Origin of the sequence: Kitasatospora sp. NPDC056327 (genome assembly GCF_042261735.1) — a bacterium.
Lineage (GTDB): Bacteria > Actinomycetota > Actinomycetes > Streptomycetales > Streptomycetaceae > Kitasatospora.
Window position 1 is genome coordinate 1 of sequence record NZ_JBHJRC010000038.1, and the last position, 19,753, is coordinate 19,753.

11 protein-coding genes are annotated in these 19,753 nt (G+C 73.6%); 3 read left to right on the forward strand and 8 right to left on the reverse strand.

The genetic code is table 11. From position 1 onward, the window contains the following. Positions 1-71 precede the first annotated feature (71 nt). Complete coding sequence (locus tag ACFCX4_RS08430; RefSeq protein ID WP_376139856.1) at positions 72-698, forward strand: DUF6114 domain-containing protein; 627 nt, start codon at positions 72-74, stop codon at positions 696-698. Next, positions 695-2,125 carry a hypothetical protein gene (locus tag ACFCX4_RS08435; protein ID WP_376139857.1) on the forward strand — a complete coding sequence of 477 codons (1,431 nt, stop codon included), beginning with the start codon at positions 695-697 and terminating at the stop codon, positions 2,123-2,125. Before ACFCX4_RS08430 ends, ACFCX4_RS08435 begins: the two co-directional genes overlap by 4 nt. 75 nt (positions 2,126-2,200) lie before the next feature. On the opposite strand, the gene pyk is transcribed toward ACFCX4_RS08435, so the two are convergent. The 8 genes from pyk to ACFCX4_RS08475 all read right to left on the reverse strand — a co-directional run bounded on the left by pyk (position 2,201) and on the right by ACFCX4_RS08475 (position 15,964). Then, positions 2,201-3,628, reverse strand: coding sequence for a pyruvate kinase (gene pyk, locus ACFCX4_RS08440; RefSeq protein WP_376139858.1), 1,428 nt, complete (start codon positions 3,626-3,628; stop codon positions 2,201-2,203). A gap of 94 nt (positions 3,629-3,722) precedes the next feature. After that, a complete protein-coding gene (locus ACFCX4_RS08445) occupies positions 3,723-4,955 on the reverse strand; it encodes an acetate/propionate family kinase (RefSeq protein ID WP_376139859.1) in 1,233 nt (410 codons plus the stop codon). Then, complete coding sequence (gene pta, locus ACFCX4_RS08450; protein ID WP_376139860.1) at positions 4,952-7,081, reverse strand: phosphate acetyltransferase; 2,130 nt, start codon at positions 7,079-7,081, stop codon at positions 4,952-4,954. Before pta ends, ACFCX4_RS08445 begins: the two co-directional genes overlap by 4 nt. A 178-nt stretch (positions 7,082-7,259) precedes the next feature. Next, the gene (locus tag ACFCX4_RS08455) at positions 7,260-7,925 is read right to left on the reverse strand and encodes a hypothetical protein (RefSeq protein WP_376139861.1); all 666 of its coding nucleotides are present in this window, start codon (positions 7,923-7,925) and stop codon (positions 7,260-7,262) included. Between the two features lie 58 nt (positions 7,926-7,983). Then, positions 7,984-10,449, reverse strand: coding sequence for a 1,4-alpha-glucan branching enzyme (glgB, locus tag ACFCX4_RS08460; RefSeq protein WP_376139862.1), 2,466 nt, complete (start codon positions 10,447-10,449; stop codon positions 7,984-7,986). A gap of 105 nt (positions 10,450-10,554) precedes the next feature. Then, on the reverse strand, positions 10,555-12,045 hold the full coding sequence (locus tag ACFCX4_RS08465; RefSeq protein ID WP_376139863.1) for a phosphotransferase: 1,491 nt from the start codon (positions 12,043-12,045) through the stop codon (positions 10,555-10,557). A gap of 242 nt (positions 12,046-12,287) precedes the next feature. Beyond that, positions 12,288-14,012 (reverse strand): maltose alpha-D-glucosyltransferase, encoded by a 1,725-nt coding sequence (gene treS, locus ACFCX4_RS08470; RefSeq protein WP_376139864.1) that lies wholly within the window; start codon positions 14,010-14,012, stop codon positions 12,288-12,290. Further along, positions 14,009-15,964 (reverse strand): alpha-1,4-glucan--maltose-1-phosphate maltosyltransferase, encoded by a 1,956-nt coding sequence (locus ACFCX4_RS08475; protein WP_376139883.1) that lies wholly within the window; start codon positions 15,962-15,964, stop codon positions 14,009-14,011. Before ACFCX4_RS08475 ends, treS begins: the two co-directional genes overlap by 4 nt. Before the next feature lie 1,111 nt (positions 15,965-17,075). Here ACFCX4_RS08475 and glgP point away from each other — a divergent pair. After that, complete coding sequence (glgP, locus tag ACFCX4_RS08480) at positions 17,076-19,739, forward strand: alpha-glucan family phosphorylase (protein WP_376139865.1); 2,664 nt, start codon at positions 17,076-17,078, stop codon at positions 19,737-19,739. Positions 19,740-19,753: the final 14 nt, after the last annotated feature.

The window sequence follows — 19,753 nt, forward strand, 5'->3', positions numbered from 1 at the left end:
GCGGCGGACAGCCGCCGCCCCCGGCCCGACGCCACTGTCTTCCCCTCGTAGAGACATCGAGGAGCTGCACCATGTCCAGCGCAACGGCCGACGCACGGCCCGAACACCGGAACCCGGTCGGGTGGCTCCGGCGGAGCCTCCGCGAATTCCGCCGCACCAGGCCCTTCTGGGGCGGCCTGCTGGCCATGATCGCCGGCCTCCCCATCCTGTACTTCCCCTACGCCCACCTGTCGCTGGGCGGTGTCACCATCGCCATGTCGACCACGGCGGGCGCCGGCTCGCTGATCATCGGTGTGCTGCTGATCATCCTCGGGCTCACCGCCTGGTTCCAGCCCGCCGTGCGGATCTTCGCGGGGGTGGCCACCACGCTGCTCACCCTGGTCTCGATCCCGGTCTCCAACCTGGGCGGCTTCGGCCTGGCACTGCTGCCGGGGCTGGTCGGCGGCGGACTGATGATGTCCTGGGCCCACCTGCCCGAGCCGGAGGCGGGCGGGGCGGAGGGCGCGGCGCCGGCCGTCCCGGAGTCCTCCGAGCGGTCCGTCGAGTCGCCCGCCGAGCCCGGGCCGGCCACCGACCCGGCCACCGAGCGGCTGCCGGCCGTGGCCGCCGCCGGTGAGCCGGCGGTCGACCCGGCCCGGGCCCCCGACGGCGCGGCCCTGCCGGCACAGCAGTCCGAAGAGCCCCGGGAGGTCCGGTGAGCGACCCGCGCGAGGAGCCGTCGGCGCGGCGCGCCCCCCGGCACGCGGCTCCCCGGACGCCGGTGGGGGTCCGGCTGCGCGGCCGGGCGCTGGCGATGGCCGCCGTGCCGACCGCGCTGCTGATGGCCGCCGCCTACACGCCGAACCCGGCGATCGCCGAGTCCACGGCGGGCAAGCCGTGCGTCACCGCGCCGGACGCCGTGCCGCAGCAGCGCGGGGCCGCCGAGACGCCGGTGCCCCGGAGCGAACTGCCGCCGCCGCTCCCCGGGCCGTCGGTCCCGCTCCCCGGGGGCCCGGCGCCGACGGACACCCCGGATCCCGGGGCTCCGGCCACCGGGAGCCCGGCCGCGACGACCGCACCGGCCGCGACCACCGCTCCGGCCGCGACCGTACCGACGGCCACGACCACGACGAAGGCCCCCTCCCCGGCGGCCCCCGGCGGCGTCGTCCCGGCGGGCCTCGCCGACGACCTCCTCGGCGGCATCACCGACCTGTTCCGCCCGGCGGGCCCCGCCGCCGCGAGCCCGTCCGCCGCAGCGCCGACCGGGGCGCCCGCCCCCTCCCCGGCGGCCCCGGCGCCCACCACCGGGGCCCCGGCCGCGCCCGCCACCGGCGCGCCCGCGCCGTCCGGCTCCGCGCCCACCGCCCACGCCCCGGGAACGGCCGCCCCGACGGCCCCGGACCCGTCCGGCCCGTCCTCCGCCCCCTCGGCCACGCAACCGTCGGCCACGCAACCGCCGGCGACGAGACCGCCGGTGACGAAGCCGGCCGACCCGAAGCCGTCCGGCACCGGGTCGGCGGCCGCGAAGCCCGCCCCCACGGGCGGCGCCTCCACCGCACCGTCCACCCGGGCGACCCCGTCCAAGGACCCGAACTGCCTGGTCGACACCAAGGCCCTGGCCCCGAACGGCGGCCCGGCCGACAACCCGGTCCTCGTCCCGGACCAGAACTGGACCCTGCGGACCAGCCGGCTGGCGCTGAACCACGCCGTGCTGCTCGGCGTGGTCGACGTCCGGACCCCCACCGGCACCAAGCGGGTGCTGAAGTTCGAGGTGGAGAGCGTCGACATCGAGAACCTGCACATGACGACGCTGCAGGGCAACGGCCGGACGTTCCACGTCAAGGGCGCCCCCGGCTCGGTCTCCACGATGCGCCAGGGGCCGGTGATCATGTACGTCGAGCGGCTCTCCGGCCACCTCTCCAAGGTGCTCGGCCTGCCGGTCCCGATCGACCTGGGCGAGCTCACCCTCACCCCCGACGGTCCGCTGCCGCAGTGGCTCTACGACCTGATCGGCCGGCTCCAGGTGCCGCTGTGGATCGAGCTGACCGGGGTGACGGCGATCCAGTCGGGCCAGTTCGGCGGCACCCTGAAGATCCCCGGCATGAAGCTCTTCAACGACGAGCAGCCCTACCCGGGGAACGCCTGACCCCCGGGGACGCGAACGCCCGCGGGGCGGCCCCTCCACCGGGAGGGACCGCCCCGCGGGCGGGTGCCGCGCCGCCTACGCGTTGCGGGTGCCCAGGTGGTGCACCTGGACCATGTTGGTGTTGCCGGGGACGCCGGGCGGCGAGCCGGCGGTGACGATGACGGTGTCGCCCTCGCCCAGCTCGCCGATGCGCAGCAGCTCGCGGTCGACCTGGGCGACCATCTCGTCGGTGGTCTCCACCTGCTCGGTCACGTGGGCCTCGACGCCCCAGCTCAGCGAGAGCTGGTTGCGGGTGGCGTGGTCCGGCGTGAACGCGATCACCGGGATCGGCGAGCGGTAGCGGGAGAGCCGGCGGGCGGTGTCACCGGACTTGGTGAACGCGACCAGCGCCTTGCCGTTGAGGAAGTCGCCCAGCTCGCACGCGGCGCGGGCGATCGAGCCGCCCTGGGTGCGCGGCTTGCGGCCCGGGTTGAGCGGCTGCAGGCCCTGGGAGACCAGCTCCTCCTCGGCCTTCTCGCAGATCCGGCTCATGGTGCGGACGGTCTCGACCGGGTACTTGCCGACGCTGGACTCGGCGGACAGCATGACCGCGTCGGTGCCGTCCAGGATGGCGTTGGCGACGTCGGAGACCTCGGCGCGGGTCGGGCGCGAGGCGTGGATCATCGACTCCATCATCTGGGTGGCGACGATGACCGGCTTGGCGTTCCGGCGGGCCAGGGTGATCAGCTGCTTCTGCACCAGCGGCACCCGCTCCAGCGGGTACTCGACGGCCAGGTCGCCGCGGGCCACCATGATCGCGTCGAAGGCGAGGACGATCTCCTCCATCGCCTCGACGGCCTGCGGCTTCTCGATCTTGGCGATGACCGGCACCCGGATGCCGACCTCGTCCATGACCTCGTGGACGTCCTTGATGTCCGCGGCGTTGCGGACGAAGGAGAGGGCGACCATGTCGACGCCCAGGCGCAGGGCGAAGCGGAGGTCGTCCTTGTCCTTCTCGGACAGCGCGGGCACGTTGACGGCCGCGCCGGGCAGGTTGATGCCCTTGTTGTTCGAGAGCACGCCGCCCTCGACGACTACGGTCCTCACCCGCGGGCCGTCGACGCTGACGACCTCCAGGGCGATGACGCCGTCGTTGATCAGGACCGGGTCGCCGGGCTTCACGTCGCCGGGCAGGCCCTTGTAGGTGGTCCCGCAGATGTGCTGGTCACCGGGGACGTCCTCGGTGGTGATGGTGAACTCGTCGCCGTTGTCGACGGTCACCGGGCCGTTGGCGAAGGTCGCCAGACGGATCTTGGGGCCCTGGAGGTCGGCCAGGACGCCGATGGTCCGGCCGGTGTCCTCGGAGACCTGGCGGACCTTGCGGTACCGCTCCTCGTGGTCCGCGTGGGTACCGTGGCTCATGTTCAGGCGGGCGACGTTCATGCCCGCTTCGACGATGGCCTTCAGCTGTTCGTAGGAGTCCGTCGCGGGACCCAGGGTGCAGACAATTTTCGCTCGGCGCATATCGATCAGTCTATCCGTTCGTGTTATGGGTGCATTAGGCCCGAATGGAGAGGAATCGCCGACGAAGGAGTCCGCGGATCGAGACGACGGGGGGTCAGTTTTCGGACGTCCGGTGCACCAGTGCGAAGGCCTGCCGGGCGATCTCCAGCTCCTCGTCGGTCGGCACGACGGCGACCGTCACCCGGGCGCTGCCCCCCGACGGGAGCAGCGCGGGGGAGATGATCCTCGGCTCGCGCGAGCGTACCGAGTTGAGCTCCGGGTCGACGGCGATGCCCAGCTCCTCCAGCCCGGCCGTGACCGCCGCCCGAACCGGCGCCGCGTTCTCGCCGACGCCGGCGGTGAAGGCGATCGCGTCGACCCGGCCGAGCACCGCGTAGTACCCGCCGATGTACTTGCGCACCCGGTGGACGTAGGCGTCGAAGGCCAGCCGCGCGTCCGCGTCGCCCTCCTCGGCGCGGCGCATGATCTCGCGCATGTCGTTGTCGCCGCAGAGTCCCAGCAGTCCGCTGCGGCGGTTGAGCAGGTCGTCGATCTCGTCGACCGAGAGCCCGCCGACCCGGTGCAGGTGGAACACCACGCCCGCGTCGATGTCACCCGAACGAGTGCCCATGACCAGGCCCTCCAGCGGGGTCAGGCCCATCGAGGTGTCGACGCAGCGCCCGCCGCTCACCGCGGACGCCGAGGCGCCGTTGCCCAGGTGCAGCACGATCACGTTGACCTCGGCCGGGTCCTTGCCCAGCAGCCGCGCGGTGGCCCGCGAGACGTACTGGTGCGAGGTGCCGTGGAAGCCGTAGCGGCGGACCCGGTGCTCGTCGGCGACGGCCCGGTCGATCGCGTACCGGGCGGCGTACTCGGGCATCGAGGCGTGGAAGGCGGTGTCGAAGACGGCCACCTGCGGCAGGTCCGGCCGCAGCGCGCGGGCCACCTCGATGCCGGTGATGTTGGCCGGATTGTGGAGCGGTGCCACCGGGATCAGCCGGCGGATCTCCTTGAGCACGTCGTCGGTGATCACGGTCGGCTCGGTGAACCGCAGCCCGCCGTGCACCACCCGGTGGCCGATCGCGGCCAGCTCGGGCGAGTCCAGCCCGAGCCCGTCGGCGTCCAGCTCCTCGGAGACCGCCTTGAGGGCCGCGCCGTGGTCGGGGAAGGCCTGGACGCTCTCCCGCTCCCCGCCGCCGCGCGGCGCGTGCACCAGCCGGCCGCCGGTCCCGCCGATCCGCTCGACCAGCCCGGAGGCCAGCCGGTCGCCGTCCAGCATGTCGATCAGCTGGTACTTCACCGACGAGGATCCGGCGTTCAGCACCAGAACCCGGGTTCCCGCCCTCATGCGGACCCCTCCTTGCGCTCCTGCGACTGGATGGCGGTGATCGCCACCGTGTTGACGATGTCCTGCACCAGCGCGCCGCGCGACAGGTCGTTGACCGGCTTGCGCAGCCCCTGGAGCACCGGTCCGACGGCGACCGCCCCGGCCGAGCGCTGGACGGCCTTGTAGGTGTTGTTGCCGGTGTTGAGGTCCGGGAAGATCAGCACGGTCGCCCGCCCGGCCACCGGCGAGCCCGGCAGCTTGGTCGCCGCGACGTGGGTGTCCACCGCCGCGTCGTACTGGATCGGCCCCTCGACCAGGATGTCCGGGCGCAGCTCGCGGACCAGTTCGGTGGCCTTGCGGACCTTGTCGACGTCCGCGCCGGAGCCGGAGGTGCCGGTCGAGTAGGAGAGCATCGCGACCCGCGGCTCGACGCCGAACTGGGCGGCGGTGGCGGCCGACTGGATGGCGATGTCGGCGAGCTGCTGGGCGTCCGGGTCCGGGTTGACCGCGCAGTCGCCGTACACCAGCACCTTGTCCGCCAGGCACATGAAGAAGACGCTGGAGACGATGGACGCGCCCGGCGAGGTCTTGATCACCTCGAAGGCGGGCCGGATGGTGGCGGCGGTGGAGTGCACCGCGCCGGAGACCATGCCGTCGGCGATGCCCTCCTGGACCATCAGGGTGCCGAAGTAGGACACGTCGGTGACCACGTCCAGCGCCAGCTCGACGGTCATGCCCTTGTGCGCCCGCAGCTTCGTGTACAGCTCGGCGAACTGGCGGCGCAGCGGACTGGTGGCCGGATCGACGATCCGCACCTGGGCGCGGTCGGCGGCCGGGCTCTCGGCCGGCAGGTCGATGCTCAGGCCCGCGGCCTTGCGGCGGACGGCGTCCACCTCGCCGAGCAGCGTGAGGTCGCAGATGTTGCGGCGCAGCAGGATCTCGGCGGCGCGCAGCACCCGCTCCTCGGTGCCCTCCGGCAGCACCACGTGCCGGCGGGCGCCCCGGGCCCGTTCCAGCAGCTCGTGCTCGAACATCATCGGGGTCACCCGCTCGGACCGGCCGACCTCGATCCGGTTGGTCAGCTCGGCGGTGTCGACGTGCAGTTCGAACAGGCCGAGGGCGATCTCGGCCTTCCGGGGGCTGGCCGCCGAGAGCCTGCCCTCCAGGTGGGTCAGCGCGGCGGCGGTCAGCCAGCTGCCCTCCGGGACGACCGCCACCGGGGTGCCGGGGGCGAGCCGGGCGGCCAGCGCCATCACGTTGGGGCCGGGGTGCTGGCCGAGGGTGAGCAGCACCCCGGCGATCGGCGGGGCGCCGGCGGAGTGCGCGGCCAGCGCGCCGATCACCAGGTCGGCGCGGTCCCCGGGGGTGACCACCAGCGCGCCCTCGGTCAGCGCGTCCAGGAAGGTCGGCAGCATGGCGCCGCCGAAGACGAAGCCGCGGACGTCCCGGGCCAGGCCGGCCGCGTCGCCGATCAGCACCTCGGCGCCGGTCGCCTCGACCAGCTGGGCGACGGTCGGCGCGGCCAGCGCCGGCTCCTCGGGGACGACGTAGGCCGGGATCGGCAGCTTCGCGGTGAGCGCGCGCTGGACCGGCTGCTTGGCGGCCGGGGCGACCCGGTTGGCGATCATCGCCAGGGTCTCGCAGCCGAGGTCGGTGTAGGCGCGGTGGGCGTTGCGGACCTCGGCGATCACCGCGTCGGCGTCCTCGCCGTGCCCGCCGACCACCGGCAGCACGGCGGCGCCGAACTCGTTGGCGAGCCGGGCGTTGAAGGCCAGCTCGTCGGGGATGTTGGTGTCGGCGAAGTCGGTGCCCAGCACCAGCACCGCCTGGCAGCGCCGTTCCAGCGCCCGGAACCGGTCCACCAGTACCGAGACCAGCTCGTCCTGCCCCTGGGCGGCCTGCAGCGCGGCGGCCTCCTCGTAGGTGAGCCCGTACAGCTCGGCGGCCGGCAGGTCCAGCCGGTACCGGGCCCGCAGGAGCTCGACCACGTGGTCCGAGCCCGCCTCGCCCGGTGCGTGGGCGTGCACCAGGGGGCGGAACACCCCGACCCGGTCCACCCGGCGGGTGAGCAGCTCCATGACCCCGAGCTCCACCGCCTGGCGGCCGTCCCCCCGGTCGATCCCGGTCACGTACACGCTGCGCGCCACGCGGCTCTCTCCGTCCCGTCGTCCCAGGAAGTGGTCATATCGACCATACCTTCGCACCGTGAACGCCCGGCCGCGAGCAGAACGGCCCGGTGCGGGCAAGGGGCCGAAGGTCATGGCCGGGGGTCGGGGCGGACCGTCCGCCCGGGCGGGTGCGGGGCGGGTGCGGGGCCGGTGCGGGTCAGGAGAAGCGGTCGGGTCCGGCGAGCCGGACGACGGCCCCGGCCGGCCGCTCGGTCACGGTCACCCGGGTGACCCGCTTGTCCAGGAACCAGCCGTGCCGGCGGACCAGGGTGCGGTCGGGCTCGGTCCGCCAGCCCTCGGCGGCCAGCCGGGCGCGGATCCGGCGGGCGACCTCGGCGCCGGAGAGGCCCTCGGCGCTCCCGACCACCAGGTCGCGCAGGCACACGTGCAGCCCGCAGTTGAGGTCGGGCCCGCTGTCCTGCTCGACGGTGAGGCCGGGCGGCAGCGACAGCTCGGAGAGGTCCGGGGTGAAGGGTTCGTGGACGGCGAGCTGGTAGAGCAGGCCGATGACCAGGCCGACCAGCGAGTGGGCGGCGATCACGATGGTCGCCCCGGCGGCCGGCTGGCCGGAGCCCCGGCTGGGCCGGGGGCCGCGCCGGCGGCGTTCGACCAGGGTGCCGAGCAGGACCACCAGTCCGGCGGCGAGCGGGTAGCCGGCCTGGGACTCGGCGACGGCCCGGCTGTGGAACCACTGGCTCTGCAGCCCGATCGGGACCATGGCCAGGGCCACCAGGACGGCGGCGACGGCCGCCCCGCCCGCTCTGGTGCGGGCCAGCGCGGCCCAACAGGCCAGCGGCAGCAGCACGTAGCACCAGCCCAGCACCAAACCCACAGAAGGCCCCCCGCCCGCTGTCGACGTCTCAGGCGGGGAGCCTAGAACGTCACGCCGGGCGGAGCCAGAGGGTCGCGAGTGGCGGGAGTACGACTTCGGTGCTCCGCGGCTGGTCGTTCCAGCCGACCGGTTCGGCCTTCACCGGGCGGGAGTTGGCGATTCCGCCGCCGCCGTAGACCAGGGCGTCGGTGTTGAGGACCTCCTCCCACAGCTGGTCCCGGCCGGGCAGTTCGGGCAGGCCGACCCGGTGACCGTGCCTGACCACCGGGGAGAAGTTGCAGACGGCGACCAGCGGGGTGCCGTCGGCGGCGTACCGGACGAAGGAGAGCAGGTTGTCCTCGGCGGCGCCGCCGTCGAGCCAGCGGAAGCCCGCCGGGACGGTGTCCTGCTCCCAGAGCGCCGGGGTCGCGAGGTAGTGCCGGTTGAGGTCGCCGACGAGCCGGCGCACGCCGAGGTGCTCCTCCCGGGCCGGCCACTGCTCGTCGAGCACCCACCACTGCGGGCCCTGCTCGTGGTCCCACTCCGAGCCCTGGGCGAACTCCTGTCCCATGAACAGCAGTTGCTTGCCGGGGTGGGCCCACATGAAGCCGAGGTAGGCGCGGTGGTTGGCGCGCTGCTGCCACCAGTCGCCGGGCATCTTGGAGACCAGCGCCTGCTTGCCGTGCACCACCTCGTCGTGCGAGATCGGCAGGATGTAGTTCTCCGAGTAGGCGTACACCATCGAGAAGGTGATCTCGTTGTGGTGGTACTTGCGGTGCACCGGCTCCTTGCCCATGTAGACCAGCGAGTCGTGCATCCAGCCCATGTTCCACTTGAGGCCGAAGCCGAGCCCGCCCCGGTCGGTGGGCCGGGTGACGCCGTCCCAGGCGGTGGACTCCTCGGCGACCGTGATCACGCCGGGGCAGCGCCGGTAGACGGTGGCGTTCATCTCCTGGAGGAAGGCGGCCGCGTCGAGGTTCTCCCGCCCGCCGAACCGGTTGGGGGTCCAGGCGCCGCTGTCCCGGGAGTAGTCGAGGTAGAGCATGGAGGCGACGGCGTCCACCCGCAGGCCGTCGACGTGGAACTCCTCGCACCAGTAGACGGCGTTGGCCACCAGGAAGTTGCGCACCTCGGTGCGGCCGTAGTCGAACTCCAGGGTGCCCCAGTCCGGGTGCTCGGCGCGCTGCGGGTCGGCCGGCTCGTACAGCGGCTCGCCGTCGAACCGGGCCAGTGCGAAGTCGTCCTTGGGGAAGTGTGCGGGCACCCAGTCGACGATCACGCCGATGCCGTGCCGGTGCAGGGCGTCGACCAGGAAGCGGAAGTCGTCCGGGCCGCCGAGCCGGGAGGTGGGGGCGTAGTAGCCGGACACCTGGTAGCCCCAGGAGCCGCCGAACGGGTGCTCCATCACCGGCATGAACTCCACGTGGGTGAAGTTCAGCTCCGTCAGGTAGCGCGGGAGCTCGGCGGCGATGGCGCGGTAGGAGGTGAGGTCGGGGCGCCAGGACGCCAGGTGCAGCTCGTAGACCGACATCGGGGCCCGGTGGTGCGCGGTCCGGGCCCGGCGGGCCATCCACTCGCCGTCCTCCCAGCGGTAGGAGGAGCTGGTGACGACCGAGGCGGTGCCGGGCGGTACCTGCGCGGCGCGGGCCAGCGGGTCGGCCTTGTCCTGGACCCGGCCGTGCCGGGTGTGGATCTCGTACTTGTACCGGGTGCCCTCGGCCAGGTCCGGGACGAACAGCTCCCAGACGCCGGAGGAGCCCAGCGAGCGCATCGGGTGGCCGGTGCCGTCCCAGTGGTTGAAGTCGCCGATCAGACGGACGCCGACGGCGTTCGGCGCCCAGACCGCGAAGGCGGTGCCGGACACCCCGTCCACGGTGCGCACGTGCGAGCCGAGGGCCCGCCAGAGCTGCTCGTGGCGGCCCTCGGAGATGAGGTGCAGGTCCAGCTCGCCCAGGGTGGGCGGGATGCGGTAGCCGTCGTGCTGGCGGATCGGTTCGCCACCGGGGTAGTTGACCAGCAGCCGGTAGTCGGGGGCCTCCGGGGCGGCCAGCAGACCGGTGAACAGACCGCCCTGCTGGTGGGTGAGCTCGACCGGCCCCTGCCCGGTCTCCACCAGCACCCGCTCGGCGAACGGGCGGAGCACCCGGATCGCGGTGCCGCCGTGCACGGGGTGGGCGCCGAGCAGGGCGTGCGGGTCGTGGTGCTGGCCGCGGACCAGCCGGTCCACCTCGCCGGGCGGCAGCGGCGCCTCGGGCAGCCGCAGCGCCGAGGCGCCGGCGGGGCCCGGGGCGGCGGGGCCCGCGGTGGCCGCCGGGGCCGCGGGGCCGGACCCGGGACCGGCCGGGTCGTCGGCCGCGCCGCCCGCCGGGTCCGTGGCCGTCTCGGCGCCGGCGGGTCCGGGGCCGCCGGCGGTTCCGGTGCCGGCCGGCCCGGCCTGCCGGACGGTCGCGGGCTCGCGCTGCGGGGCGTCCGGGCCGGCCAGGAAGGTGGCCGGCACGGTGCGGGTGGTGCGGCCTGGCGGGTCGAGCGGCGTCACGGCGAGGACCTCTCTGGAACGGGACGGCGGAGGCCGGCGGGGCCGGCGGGATCGGGAAGCGGGGACGGCCCGGCGGGCGGGGCCGGCGCGGGGAGGCGCGGCCGGTCAGACGGTGAGCGCCAGCCGGTTGATCGCGGCCAGCGGGATGGGCAGCCAGCTCGGCCGGTGCCGCGCCTCGTACACCACCTCGTAGACCGCCTTGTCGATCTCCAGCGCGCGCATCAGCTCCGGCGAGGCGGCCGGGTCGGTGCCGCCGCCCGCGGTGTAGCCGGCGCAGAACGCGGTCCGGTTGCGCTGCGCCCAGGCGGCGGCGAGGTGGGCCAGCTCCGGGTCGGGCGGCCCGCCGGCCAGCAGGTGGGCGGCGGCGTAGTCGAAGGAGCGGAGCATCGCGGCCACGTCGCGCAGTGCGGTCTGCGGCTCGCGCCGCTCGGCGACCGATCTGGCCGGCTCGCCCTCGAAGTCCAGCAGCACCCAGCCGTGCGGGGTGCGCATCGCCTGGCCCAGGTGCAGGTCGCCGTGGATCCGCTGGACCGCGAGACCGTCCGGGTGGGCGTCGGCCATCTGCCGGAAGGCCGAGCGCAGCGCGCCGCGGTAGCGCATCAGCCCGGGGACGGCCGCGACCGCGCTGTCCAGCCGGTCGGCCATCGCGGTGGCCAGCTGCCGGGTCTGCGCGCGGTCCAGCCGGGCGACCGGCATCGAGCGGGCGAGCACCCGGTGCACCTCGGCGGTGGCCCGGCCGAGCCGGTGCGCCTCGATCGCGAAGTTGCCCGGGGACGGGTCGCCCTTCAGCCGGCCGACCTGGTCGAGGGCGAGCTCCCAGCCGTCCTCGGCCTCCGGGAGGTAGCGCTGCAGCAGCCCGAGGGTGGCCGGCTCGGCGCGTTCCAGCCGGCTCTCGAACCAGGCGGCGACCCGGGGGATGCGGGTCGAGCCGGCCCGGGAGAGCGCCAGCGAGAGTTCGAGGTCGGGGTTGGTGCCGGGGTGGACGCGGCGGAACAGCTTCAGGATGTACGAGGTGCCGTAGATGACCGAGCTGTTGGACTGCTCGGCGGTGGAGGCGCGCCCCGGCAGGTTGGTGGGGAGCCCGGAGCCGGGGGTGCGGCGGAAGGAGAGCGAGCCGAACCGGTCCCCGGTGGCCAGGTGCTCCAGCAGCCGCCCGGTGAGCTCCGGGTCGTGCACCGCGTCGTAGAGCGCCGCGCCGTCGTACGGGCCCTGGGTGAGCCGGCCGAGGACGGCGGACGGCTCGATGCCCGCCGGCCCCTGGGAGCGGATGCCGAGCAGCAGCTGGTAGAGGTCGCCGTTCGGCGCGCCGGCCGTGGCGGCGTGCTCGACCCGGAGCAGCAGGTGCAGCAGGGCGGGGTCGCCGACCTGGAGGGGCGTGCCGACCAGGGGGGTGAGGCCGGTGATCGGCCGTCCCTTCCCGGCGTACCAGCGCTGGGTGGGGAGCCACTCGGCGATCAGCGGCAGGGCCGCCTGGACGAGTTCGCCGAGCCCCAGGGCGGTCCTCCGGACCCCGGTTCCCCGCGGGACGGCCGGCTTGGCAGGGCCGGCTGTGGCGTCACGGTGCAGGGGGGCTTGCGAACGGGAGGTTTCGGACATGACTCCCTTTCCCCGGAAGAGCTGGGCGGTCCGCCCGACGGGTCTGGCCGGGTCCGTCAGTCTTCCGGATTGCGGCGGCGCGGCGGCGGCGGCACGCGAGCGAGGCGCCCGGGTGTCACGCCTTCGTGTGGGTGGCCGTTGGGCTGTTCTCCGTACGCGGTGGTGCAGAGACGACCGGGGGCGCGGGAGGCGAACTCGCGCCCCCGGAGGCTTCGGTGGGCCTGCGGCGGGGTGCCGGATCGTTACTTCGATCGCCTGGTTCCGCTGAGCCGGAGGGGGCGGCGGAGCTGGAACCAGTAGAAGCCGTGGCCGGCGAGGGTGAGCAGGTACGGCCACTCGCCGATCGAGGGGAAGCGGACCCCGCCGATCAGCTCGACCGGATACCGTCCGCCGTACTGCCGCAGGTCCAGTTCGGTCGGCTGCGCGAACCGCGAGAAGTTGTTCACGCACATGACCAGGTCCCCCTCGTGCTCGCGCACGAAGGCCAGCACCGCGGGGTTGCTGGAGGGCAGCTCGGTGTAGGTGCCGAGGCCGAACGCCGGATTGAGCTTGCGGATCTCGATCATGCGACGCGTCCAGTGCAGCAGCGAACTCGAACTGCTCTGCTGCGCCTCGACGTTGGTCACCTGGTAGCCGTACACCGGATCCATGATGGGCGGCAGACTGAGCCTGCCCGGGTCGGCCGAGGAGAAACCCGCGTTGCGGTCCGGCGTCCACTGCATCGGGGTCCGGACGCCGTCCCGGTCGCCCAGCCAGATGTTGTCGCCCATGCCGATCTCGTCGCCGTAGTAGAGCACCGGGGAGCCGGGCAGCGAGAGCAGCAGGGCGGTGAAGAGCTCGATCTGGTTGCGGTCGTTCTCCAGCAGCGGGGCGAGCCGGCGGCGGATGCCCACGTTGGCGCGCATCCGCGGGTCCTTGGCGTACTCCGCGTACATGTAGTCGCGCTCCTCGTCGGTGACCATCTCCAGGGTCAGCTCGTCGTGGTTGCGCAGGAAGATGCCCCACTGGCAGCCGAACGGGATGCCGGGGGTCTTGGCGAGGATCTCCGAGACGGGGTAGCGGGACTCCCGGCGGACCGCCATGAAGATCCGCGGCATCACCGGGAAGTGGAACGCCATGTGGCACTCGTCGCCGCCGGAGGCGAAGTCGCCGAAGTAGTCGACGACGTCCTCCGGCCACTGGTTGGCCTCGGCGAGCAGCACGGTGTCCGGGTAGTCCGCGTCGATCTCCTTGCGGACCCGCTGGAGGAACTCGTGGGTCTCCGGCAGGTTCTCGCAGTTGGTGCCCTCGCGGGCGAACAGGTAGGGCACGGCGTCCAGCCGGAACCCGTCGATGCCGAGGTCGAGCCAGAACCGCAGGCCGGCGATCATCTCGTCCTGGACCCGGGGGTTGTCGTAGTTGAGGTCCGGCTGGTGGGAGAAGAACCGGTGCCAGAAGTACTGCTTGCGCACCGGGTCGTACGTCCAGTTGGAGGTCTCGGTGTCGACGAAGATGATCCGGGCGTCGGGGTACTGCTTGTCGTCGTCGGCCCACATGTAGAAGTCGCCGTACGGGCCGTCCGGGTCCTCCCGGGAGGCCTGGAACCACGGGTGCTGGTCGCTGGTGTGGTTCATCACGAAGTCGATGATCACCCGCATGCCGCGCAGGTGCGCGGCGTCGACGAACTCCATGAAGTCGGCGAGGTCGCCGAACTCCGGCAGCACCGACTTGTAGTCGGACACGTCGTACCCGCCGTCGCGCAGCGGGGAGGCGAAGAACGGCGGCAGCCAGAGGCAGTCGACCCCGAGCCACTGCAGGTAGTCGAGTTTGGACGTGAGCCCCCTGAGGTCCCCGACCCCGTCGCCGTTGCTGTCCTGGAAGGACCGCACCAGCACCTCGTAGAAGACCGCACGCTTGAACCACTCCGGGTCCAGGTTCTTCTTCGAGGTCTCGGGGAAGGTGTCGGGGACGGGCTCGTTCACTGTCACGCCGGGTTCCTCCGAACCGTGAGGAGGTGAGCCGGCTCGGCTGAGGGGTCGAGCCGGACGTAGTTGTGCCGGCCCCAGGTGTAGGCGGCGCCGGTGAGCTCGTCGTGGACCGCGTACGGCCCGTCCCCGTCGAGGGTGACGGTGGCCTCCTGGGCGTGGTGGGGATCCAGGTTGACCACGGTGATCAGGTGGTCGGTGAGGCCGTCGGGTGTCAGGGCGGTCTTGGAGTAGGCGAGCACCTGGTCGTTGTCGGTGGGGTGGAAGCGCAGCGAACGCAGCTGCTGGAGCGCAGGGTGACGGCGGCGCAGCCGGTTCAGGACGGTGAGCAGCGGGGCCAGGGTGTCGGTGCGGCTCCAGTCCCGGGGGCGCAGCTCGTACTTCTCCGAGTGGAGGTACTCCTCGGAGCCGGGGTGGGCCGGCTCGTTCTCGTAGAGTTCGTAGCCGGCGTACACGCCGTAGCTGGGGGAGAGGGTGGCCGCCAGCACGGCGCGGACCGCGAACGCCGCCGGGCCGCCGTCCTGGAGGTAGGCGTGCAGGATGTCCGGGGTGTTGGCGAAGAAGTTGGGCCGCATGTGGGCGGCGGCCTCGCCGGTCAGCTCGGTGAGGTACTCGACGAGTTCGGCCTTGCCGTTGCGCCAGGTGAAGTACGTGTACGACTGGTGGAAGCCGATCTTCCCCAGGGTGTGCATCATCGCGGGCCGGGTGAAGGCCTCGGCGAGGAACAGGACGTCCGGATCGGTGCGGGCGATGTCGGCGAGCACCCGCTCCCAGAAGACCACGGGCTTGGTGTGCGGGTTGTCGACCCGGAAGATCCGTACGCCGTGCGCCATCCAGAACCGGAGCACCCGGATCGTCTCCTTGACGATTCCGTCCATGTCCTGGTCGAAGTTGATCGGATAAATATCCTGGTATTTCTTCGGGGGATTCTCGGCGTACGCGATGCTGCCGTCCGCACGGTGGCTGAACCATTCCGGGTGCTTGTTCACCCACGGGTGGTCCGGGGAACACTGAAGCGCGAAGTCCAGTGCCACCTCCAGGCCCAGCGCGGTGGCCTCGGCCACGAAGTGGTCGAAGTCCTCGATCGTGCCGAGATCGGGGTGGACGGCGTCGTGGCCCCCCTCCGGCGAGCCGATCGCCCAGGGCGATCCGACGTCGTGCGGACCCGCCGTCAGGGTGTTGTCCGGGCCCTTGCGGAAGGCTCGTCCGATCGGGTGGACCGGCGGCAGGTAGACCACGTCGAAGCCCATCGCGGCGACCGCCGGCAGCCGCTCGGCGGCGGTGCGCAGGGTGCCCGAGCGCGGCGCCTCCACCCCGGACGGGTCGACCACCGCCCCCTCCGAACGGGGGAAGAACTCGTACCAGGAGCCGAACAGCGCCCGCTCCCGGTCCACCTGCAGCGGTGCCGGCCGGGAGACGCTCACCAGTTCGCGCAGCGGGAAGCGGCCCAGCAGCTCCTGCACCTCCGGGGCGAGCGCGGCGGCCAGCCGGGACAGCGGCGGCAGGCCCGGGTCGCGCAGCGCGTCCACGGCCGCCAGCACCACCGCCCGGCCGTCCTTCTTCGGTACCCCGGCCGCGGCGCGCTCCAGCAGCTGCGCGCCCTCCTCCAGGACGAGCGCGGTGTCGATGCCGGCCGGCAGCTTCACCGAGGCGGTCCTGCGCCAGGTGGCCACCGGGTCCGACCAGGCCTCCACCAGGTACGACCAGCGCCCGGGGGCGGTGGGCGTGACGTACCCGCCCCAGCGGTCGGTGCCCTCGGCCAGCTCGCGCATCGGCGTCCAGGGGCCGCTGCGCCCGCGCGGGTCGCGCAGCACGACGTTGGCGTTGACCGCGTCGTGGCCCTCGCGGAACACGGTCGCGCAGACCCGGAAGGACTCGCCGACCACGGCCTTGGCCGGGCGGCGGCCGGCGTCCACGAGGGGGGTGACGTCCAGGACGGGGATGCGGCCGATCACGGTGTCGCTCTCTGTCGTCGTGCGGGCGGCGGACTTGCGGCCGGTGCTGCCGCGGCCGGCGGTGCTGCTGCCGGTGCTGCTGCTGCCGGTGGTCGGGGTGCGGCGGCCGGCGGCGGGCTTCGCGCGGGTGCTCGCCGCGGCCGCCCGGGTGGCGGGGGTCCGGCGCGGGGCGGTGGTCCCGGCCGGGGCGGCGGGCGGTTCGGGGGCGCTCGCGCCGCGGCGCGTGGTGGTGCGCTCGCGCGGGGACTCCGCCCGGCTCGCCGCCGGGGCGGACCCGCCGGACCCGGCCCCGGGTTGCCGGGCCGGTTCGTCGGGTCGCTCCGTACGGATAACCCCGGCGCCCCGTGGCCCCGGCATCGCCGCGTCTGTCCGGGTGTCGGAATCCATCCGTCCGGCGTATTCCGCGACCCCTGCGTCGAGGGTGTCGGCCACCGGTGTGGACTGGTCCCGCGTGTCGCCGTGCATGCCAAACTCCTGCCCGAGATCGGCGGCAGCTCCCGCGGGCCGGCGTGGGCCAGGGGAGTACCGGGAGGACTGCTGGGTGGGGAGGACGTGCGACCCGAAGCCTGCCCGCGCCGCCGTTCCGGGCAACCTGCCCCGCTCCCGCCGAGCCCGTGGCGCAGGGCCCGGGAGCCCGCGCGCGTTCCGGCGCACGACTCTCGGGGCGCGCCCCCGGACGACCCAACCCACCCGTGAACGAGCAGGCCGAGGACGAGGACACGCGACGGTCCGTGAGGCGCGCCGAATGGACCAACGGGGTTGAGGAACGGTCAACGCGAAAAGGATTCGGACGTGCTGCTTCGCGGGGGAACGCCACCCGTCTCCGCACACCCCGCAGCATCAACGACCGTGCTTCATCCTCGCACCGGTGCACCCGATTCCGCAGCGGTACGCGAGGAGTTTCAGCGACGATCGGGTGCGGGCCCGCCGGCGGATATGGATCTGTTCCGCGGCGTTCACATATTGGTGGCGCGGTGCCCCGGAAAGTGCGCCTCGCGCGCCCCCTGTGCGGACCAATGCGCCGAATGCGATCTCATCAATAGGCCGAACGGATGCCGAATAGCCCAAGTGACGCACCATCGGGCCACTGCCCGAGGCTACGCTTCACGCCGTGAAGGCAATCCGCAGATTCACCGTCCGCACCGTCCTGCCCGAACAACTCCAGCCGTTGCACGAGCTGGCCCTCAACCTGCGCTGGTCCTGGCACGCCGAGACCCGGGACCTCTTCAGGTCCGTGGACCCGGACGTGTGGGCCGCGACGGGCGAGGACCCGGTGCGGCTGCTCGGGGAGGTCCCGGCCGCCCGGCTCGCCGCGCTCGCCGTCGACCGCCGCTTCCTGCGCCGGCTCGGCGACCTCGCCGACGACCTGCGGGAGTACCTGGCCGGACCGCGCTGGTACCAGAGCGCCGGGCAGCAGGCCGCCGCCCCGCTGCCCGCCGCGATCGCCTACTTCTCGCCCGAGTACGGCATCGCCGCCGCGCTGCCCCAGTACTCCGGGGGCCTCGGGATCCTGGCCGGCGACCACCTCAAGGCCGCCAGCGACCTCGGCGTGCCGGTGATCGGCGTCGGGCTGTTCTACCGGCACGGCTACTTCCGGCAGTCCCTCGACCGGGACGGCTGGCAGCAGGAGCGCTACCCGCTGCTCGACCCGGACGAGCTGGCCGTCACCCTGCTCCGCGAGCCCGACGGCACCCCCACCCGGATCGACCTGGCCCTCCCCGGCGGCCGCACCCTCGCCGCGCACGTCTGGCGGGCCCAGGTCGGGCGCGTCCCGCTGCTGCTGCTGGACTCCGGCATCGAGGCCAACTCGCCGGCCGAGCGGGACGTCACCGACCGGCTCTACGGCGGCGGCAGCGAGCACCGGCTGCTGCAGGAGATGCTGCTCGGCATCGGCGGCGTCCGGGCGGTGCGCGCCTACCAGCGGCTCACCGGCCACGCCGCCCCCGAGGTCTTCCACACCAACGAGGGCCACGCCGGTTTCCTCGGCGTCGAGCGGATCCGCGAACTGGTCGCGGAGGCCGGCCTCGACTTCGCCGCCGCCCTGGAGGCGGTCCGGGCCGGCACCCTGTTCACCACCCACACGCCCGTCCCGGCCGGCATCGACCGGTTCGACCGGGACCTGGTCGCCCGGCACTTCAGCGGCGACACCGCGCTCCCCGGGGTCCCGGTCGACCAGGTGCTCGCGCTCGGCGCCGAGACCTGGCACGACGGCGACCCCAAGCTGTTCAACATGGCCGCCATGGGCCTGCGGCTCGCCCAGCGTGCCAACGGCGTCTCCACCCTGCACGGCGAGGTCAGCCGCTCGATGTTCAACGGCCTCTGGCCGGGCTTCGACACCGCCGACGTGCCGATCACCTCCGTCACCAACGGCGTGCACGCCGCCACCTGGATCGACCCGGCCGTCGTGCGGCTCGGCGCGGCCGAGATCGGCGCCGAGCGCGCCGAGGAGGCGCTGACCACCGGCGAGACCCGGCGCTGGACCGGGCTGGAGCGGATCGGCAACACCGGGATCTGGGACCTGCGCCGGGTGCTGCGCGCCCAGCTGGTCGAGGAGGTCCGCCACCGGCTGCGCGCCTCCTGGCGCCAGCGCGGGGCCGGCGAGGCCGAGCTGGGCTGGGTCTCCTCGGTGCTGGACCCGGACGTGCTCACCATCGGTTTCGCCCGCCGGGTGCCCTCGTACAAGCGGCTCACGCTGATGCTCCGTGACCCGGAGCGGCTGCGCGCCCTGCTGCTGCACCCGACCCGGCCGGTGCAGATCGTGGTCGCCGGAAAGGCCCATCCGGCCGACGACGGCGGCAAGCGGCTGATCCAGCAGATGGTCGCCTTCGCCGACGACCCGGCGGTCCGGCACCGGATCGTCTTCCTGCCGGACTACGACATGGCGATGGCCCAGCACCTCTACCCGGGCTGCGACGTCTGGCTGAACAACCCGCTCCGCCCGCTGGAGGCCTGCGGCACCTCCGGGATGAAGGCCGCGCTCAACGGCTGCCTCAACCTGTCGGTGCTCGACGGCTGGTGGGACGAGTGGTTCGACGGCCAGAACGGCTGGGCGATCCCCACCGCGGACACCGGGGACGGCGTGCTCGACCCGGACAGCCGGGAGGCCGAGCGGCGCGACGACATCGAGGCCGCCGCGCTGTACGACCTGATCGAGCAGCAGGTCGCCACCCGGTTCTACGACCGGGGTTCGGACGGCCTGCCGCACCGGTGGATCGCGATGGTCCGGCACACCCTGGTCACCCTGGGGCCCAAGGTGCTGGCCGGTCGGATGGTGCGGGAGTACGTCGAACGGCTCTACACCCCGGCCGCGCTGGCCCAGCGCGAGCTGGCCGGGGCGGGCGGCTACCGGCCCGCGCACGAGCTGGCGGCCTGGAAGGCGAAGGTGCGGGAGGCGTGGCCCGCCGTCCGGGTGGAGCACGTCGAGGCGGACTGCCCGGACGAGGCGCAGGAGCTGGGCAGTGCGCTGGCCCTGCGGGTGCAGGTGACGCTCGGGACGCTGGCGCCGGCCGACGTCGAGGTGCAGGCGGTCTCCGGCCGGGTCGACGAGTCGGACCGGATCTCGGACGCCTGCCTGCTCGCCCTGAAGCCGGTCGGCGGCCCCGACCTCGACGGGCGGACCAGGTACGAGGGTTCCCTGGAGCTCTGCCGCACCGGCCCCTTCGGCTACACCGTCCGGGTCCTGCCCGCCCACCCCCGGCTGGCCTCGCCCGCCGAACCGGGTCTGGTGGCGCTGCCGCCGGAGGCGGCGGGGATGGACGCCGGCCTGCTGCGCTGAGCGGGTGACGACAC

What these genes read in the sequence shown, in the direction of transcription:
- ACFCX4_RS08445 (WP_376139859.1), bottom strand. Translation starts at nt 4,955, where the DNA reads ATGAGGGCGGGAACCCGGGTTCTGGTGCTGAACGCCGGATCCTCGTCG.
- pyk (WP_376139858.1), bottom strand. Translation starts at nt 3,628, where the DNA reads ATGCGCCGAGCGAAAATTGTCTGCACCCTGGGTCCCGCGACGGACTCC.
- ACFCX4_RS08430 (WP_376139856.1), top strand. Translation starts at nt 72, where the DNA reads ATGTCCAGCGCAACGGCCGACGCACGGCCCGAACACCGGAACCCGGTC.
- ACFCX4_RS08465 (WP_376139863.1), bottom strand. Translation starts at nt 12,045, where the DNA reads ATGTCCGAAACCTCCCGTTCGCAAGCCCCCCTGCACCGTGACGCCACA.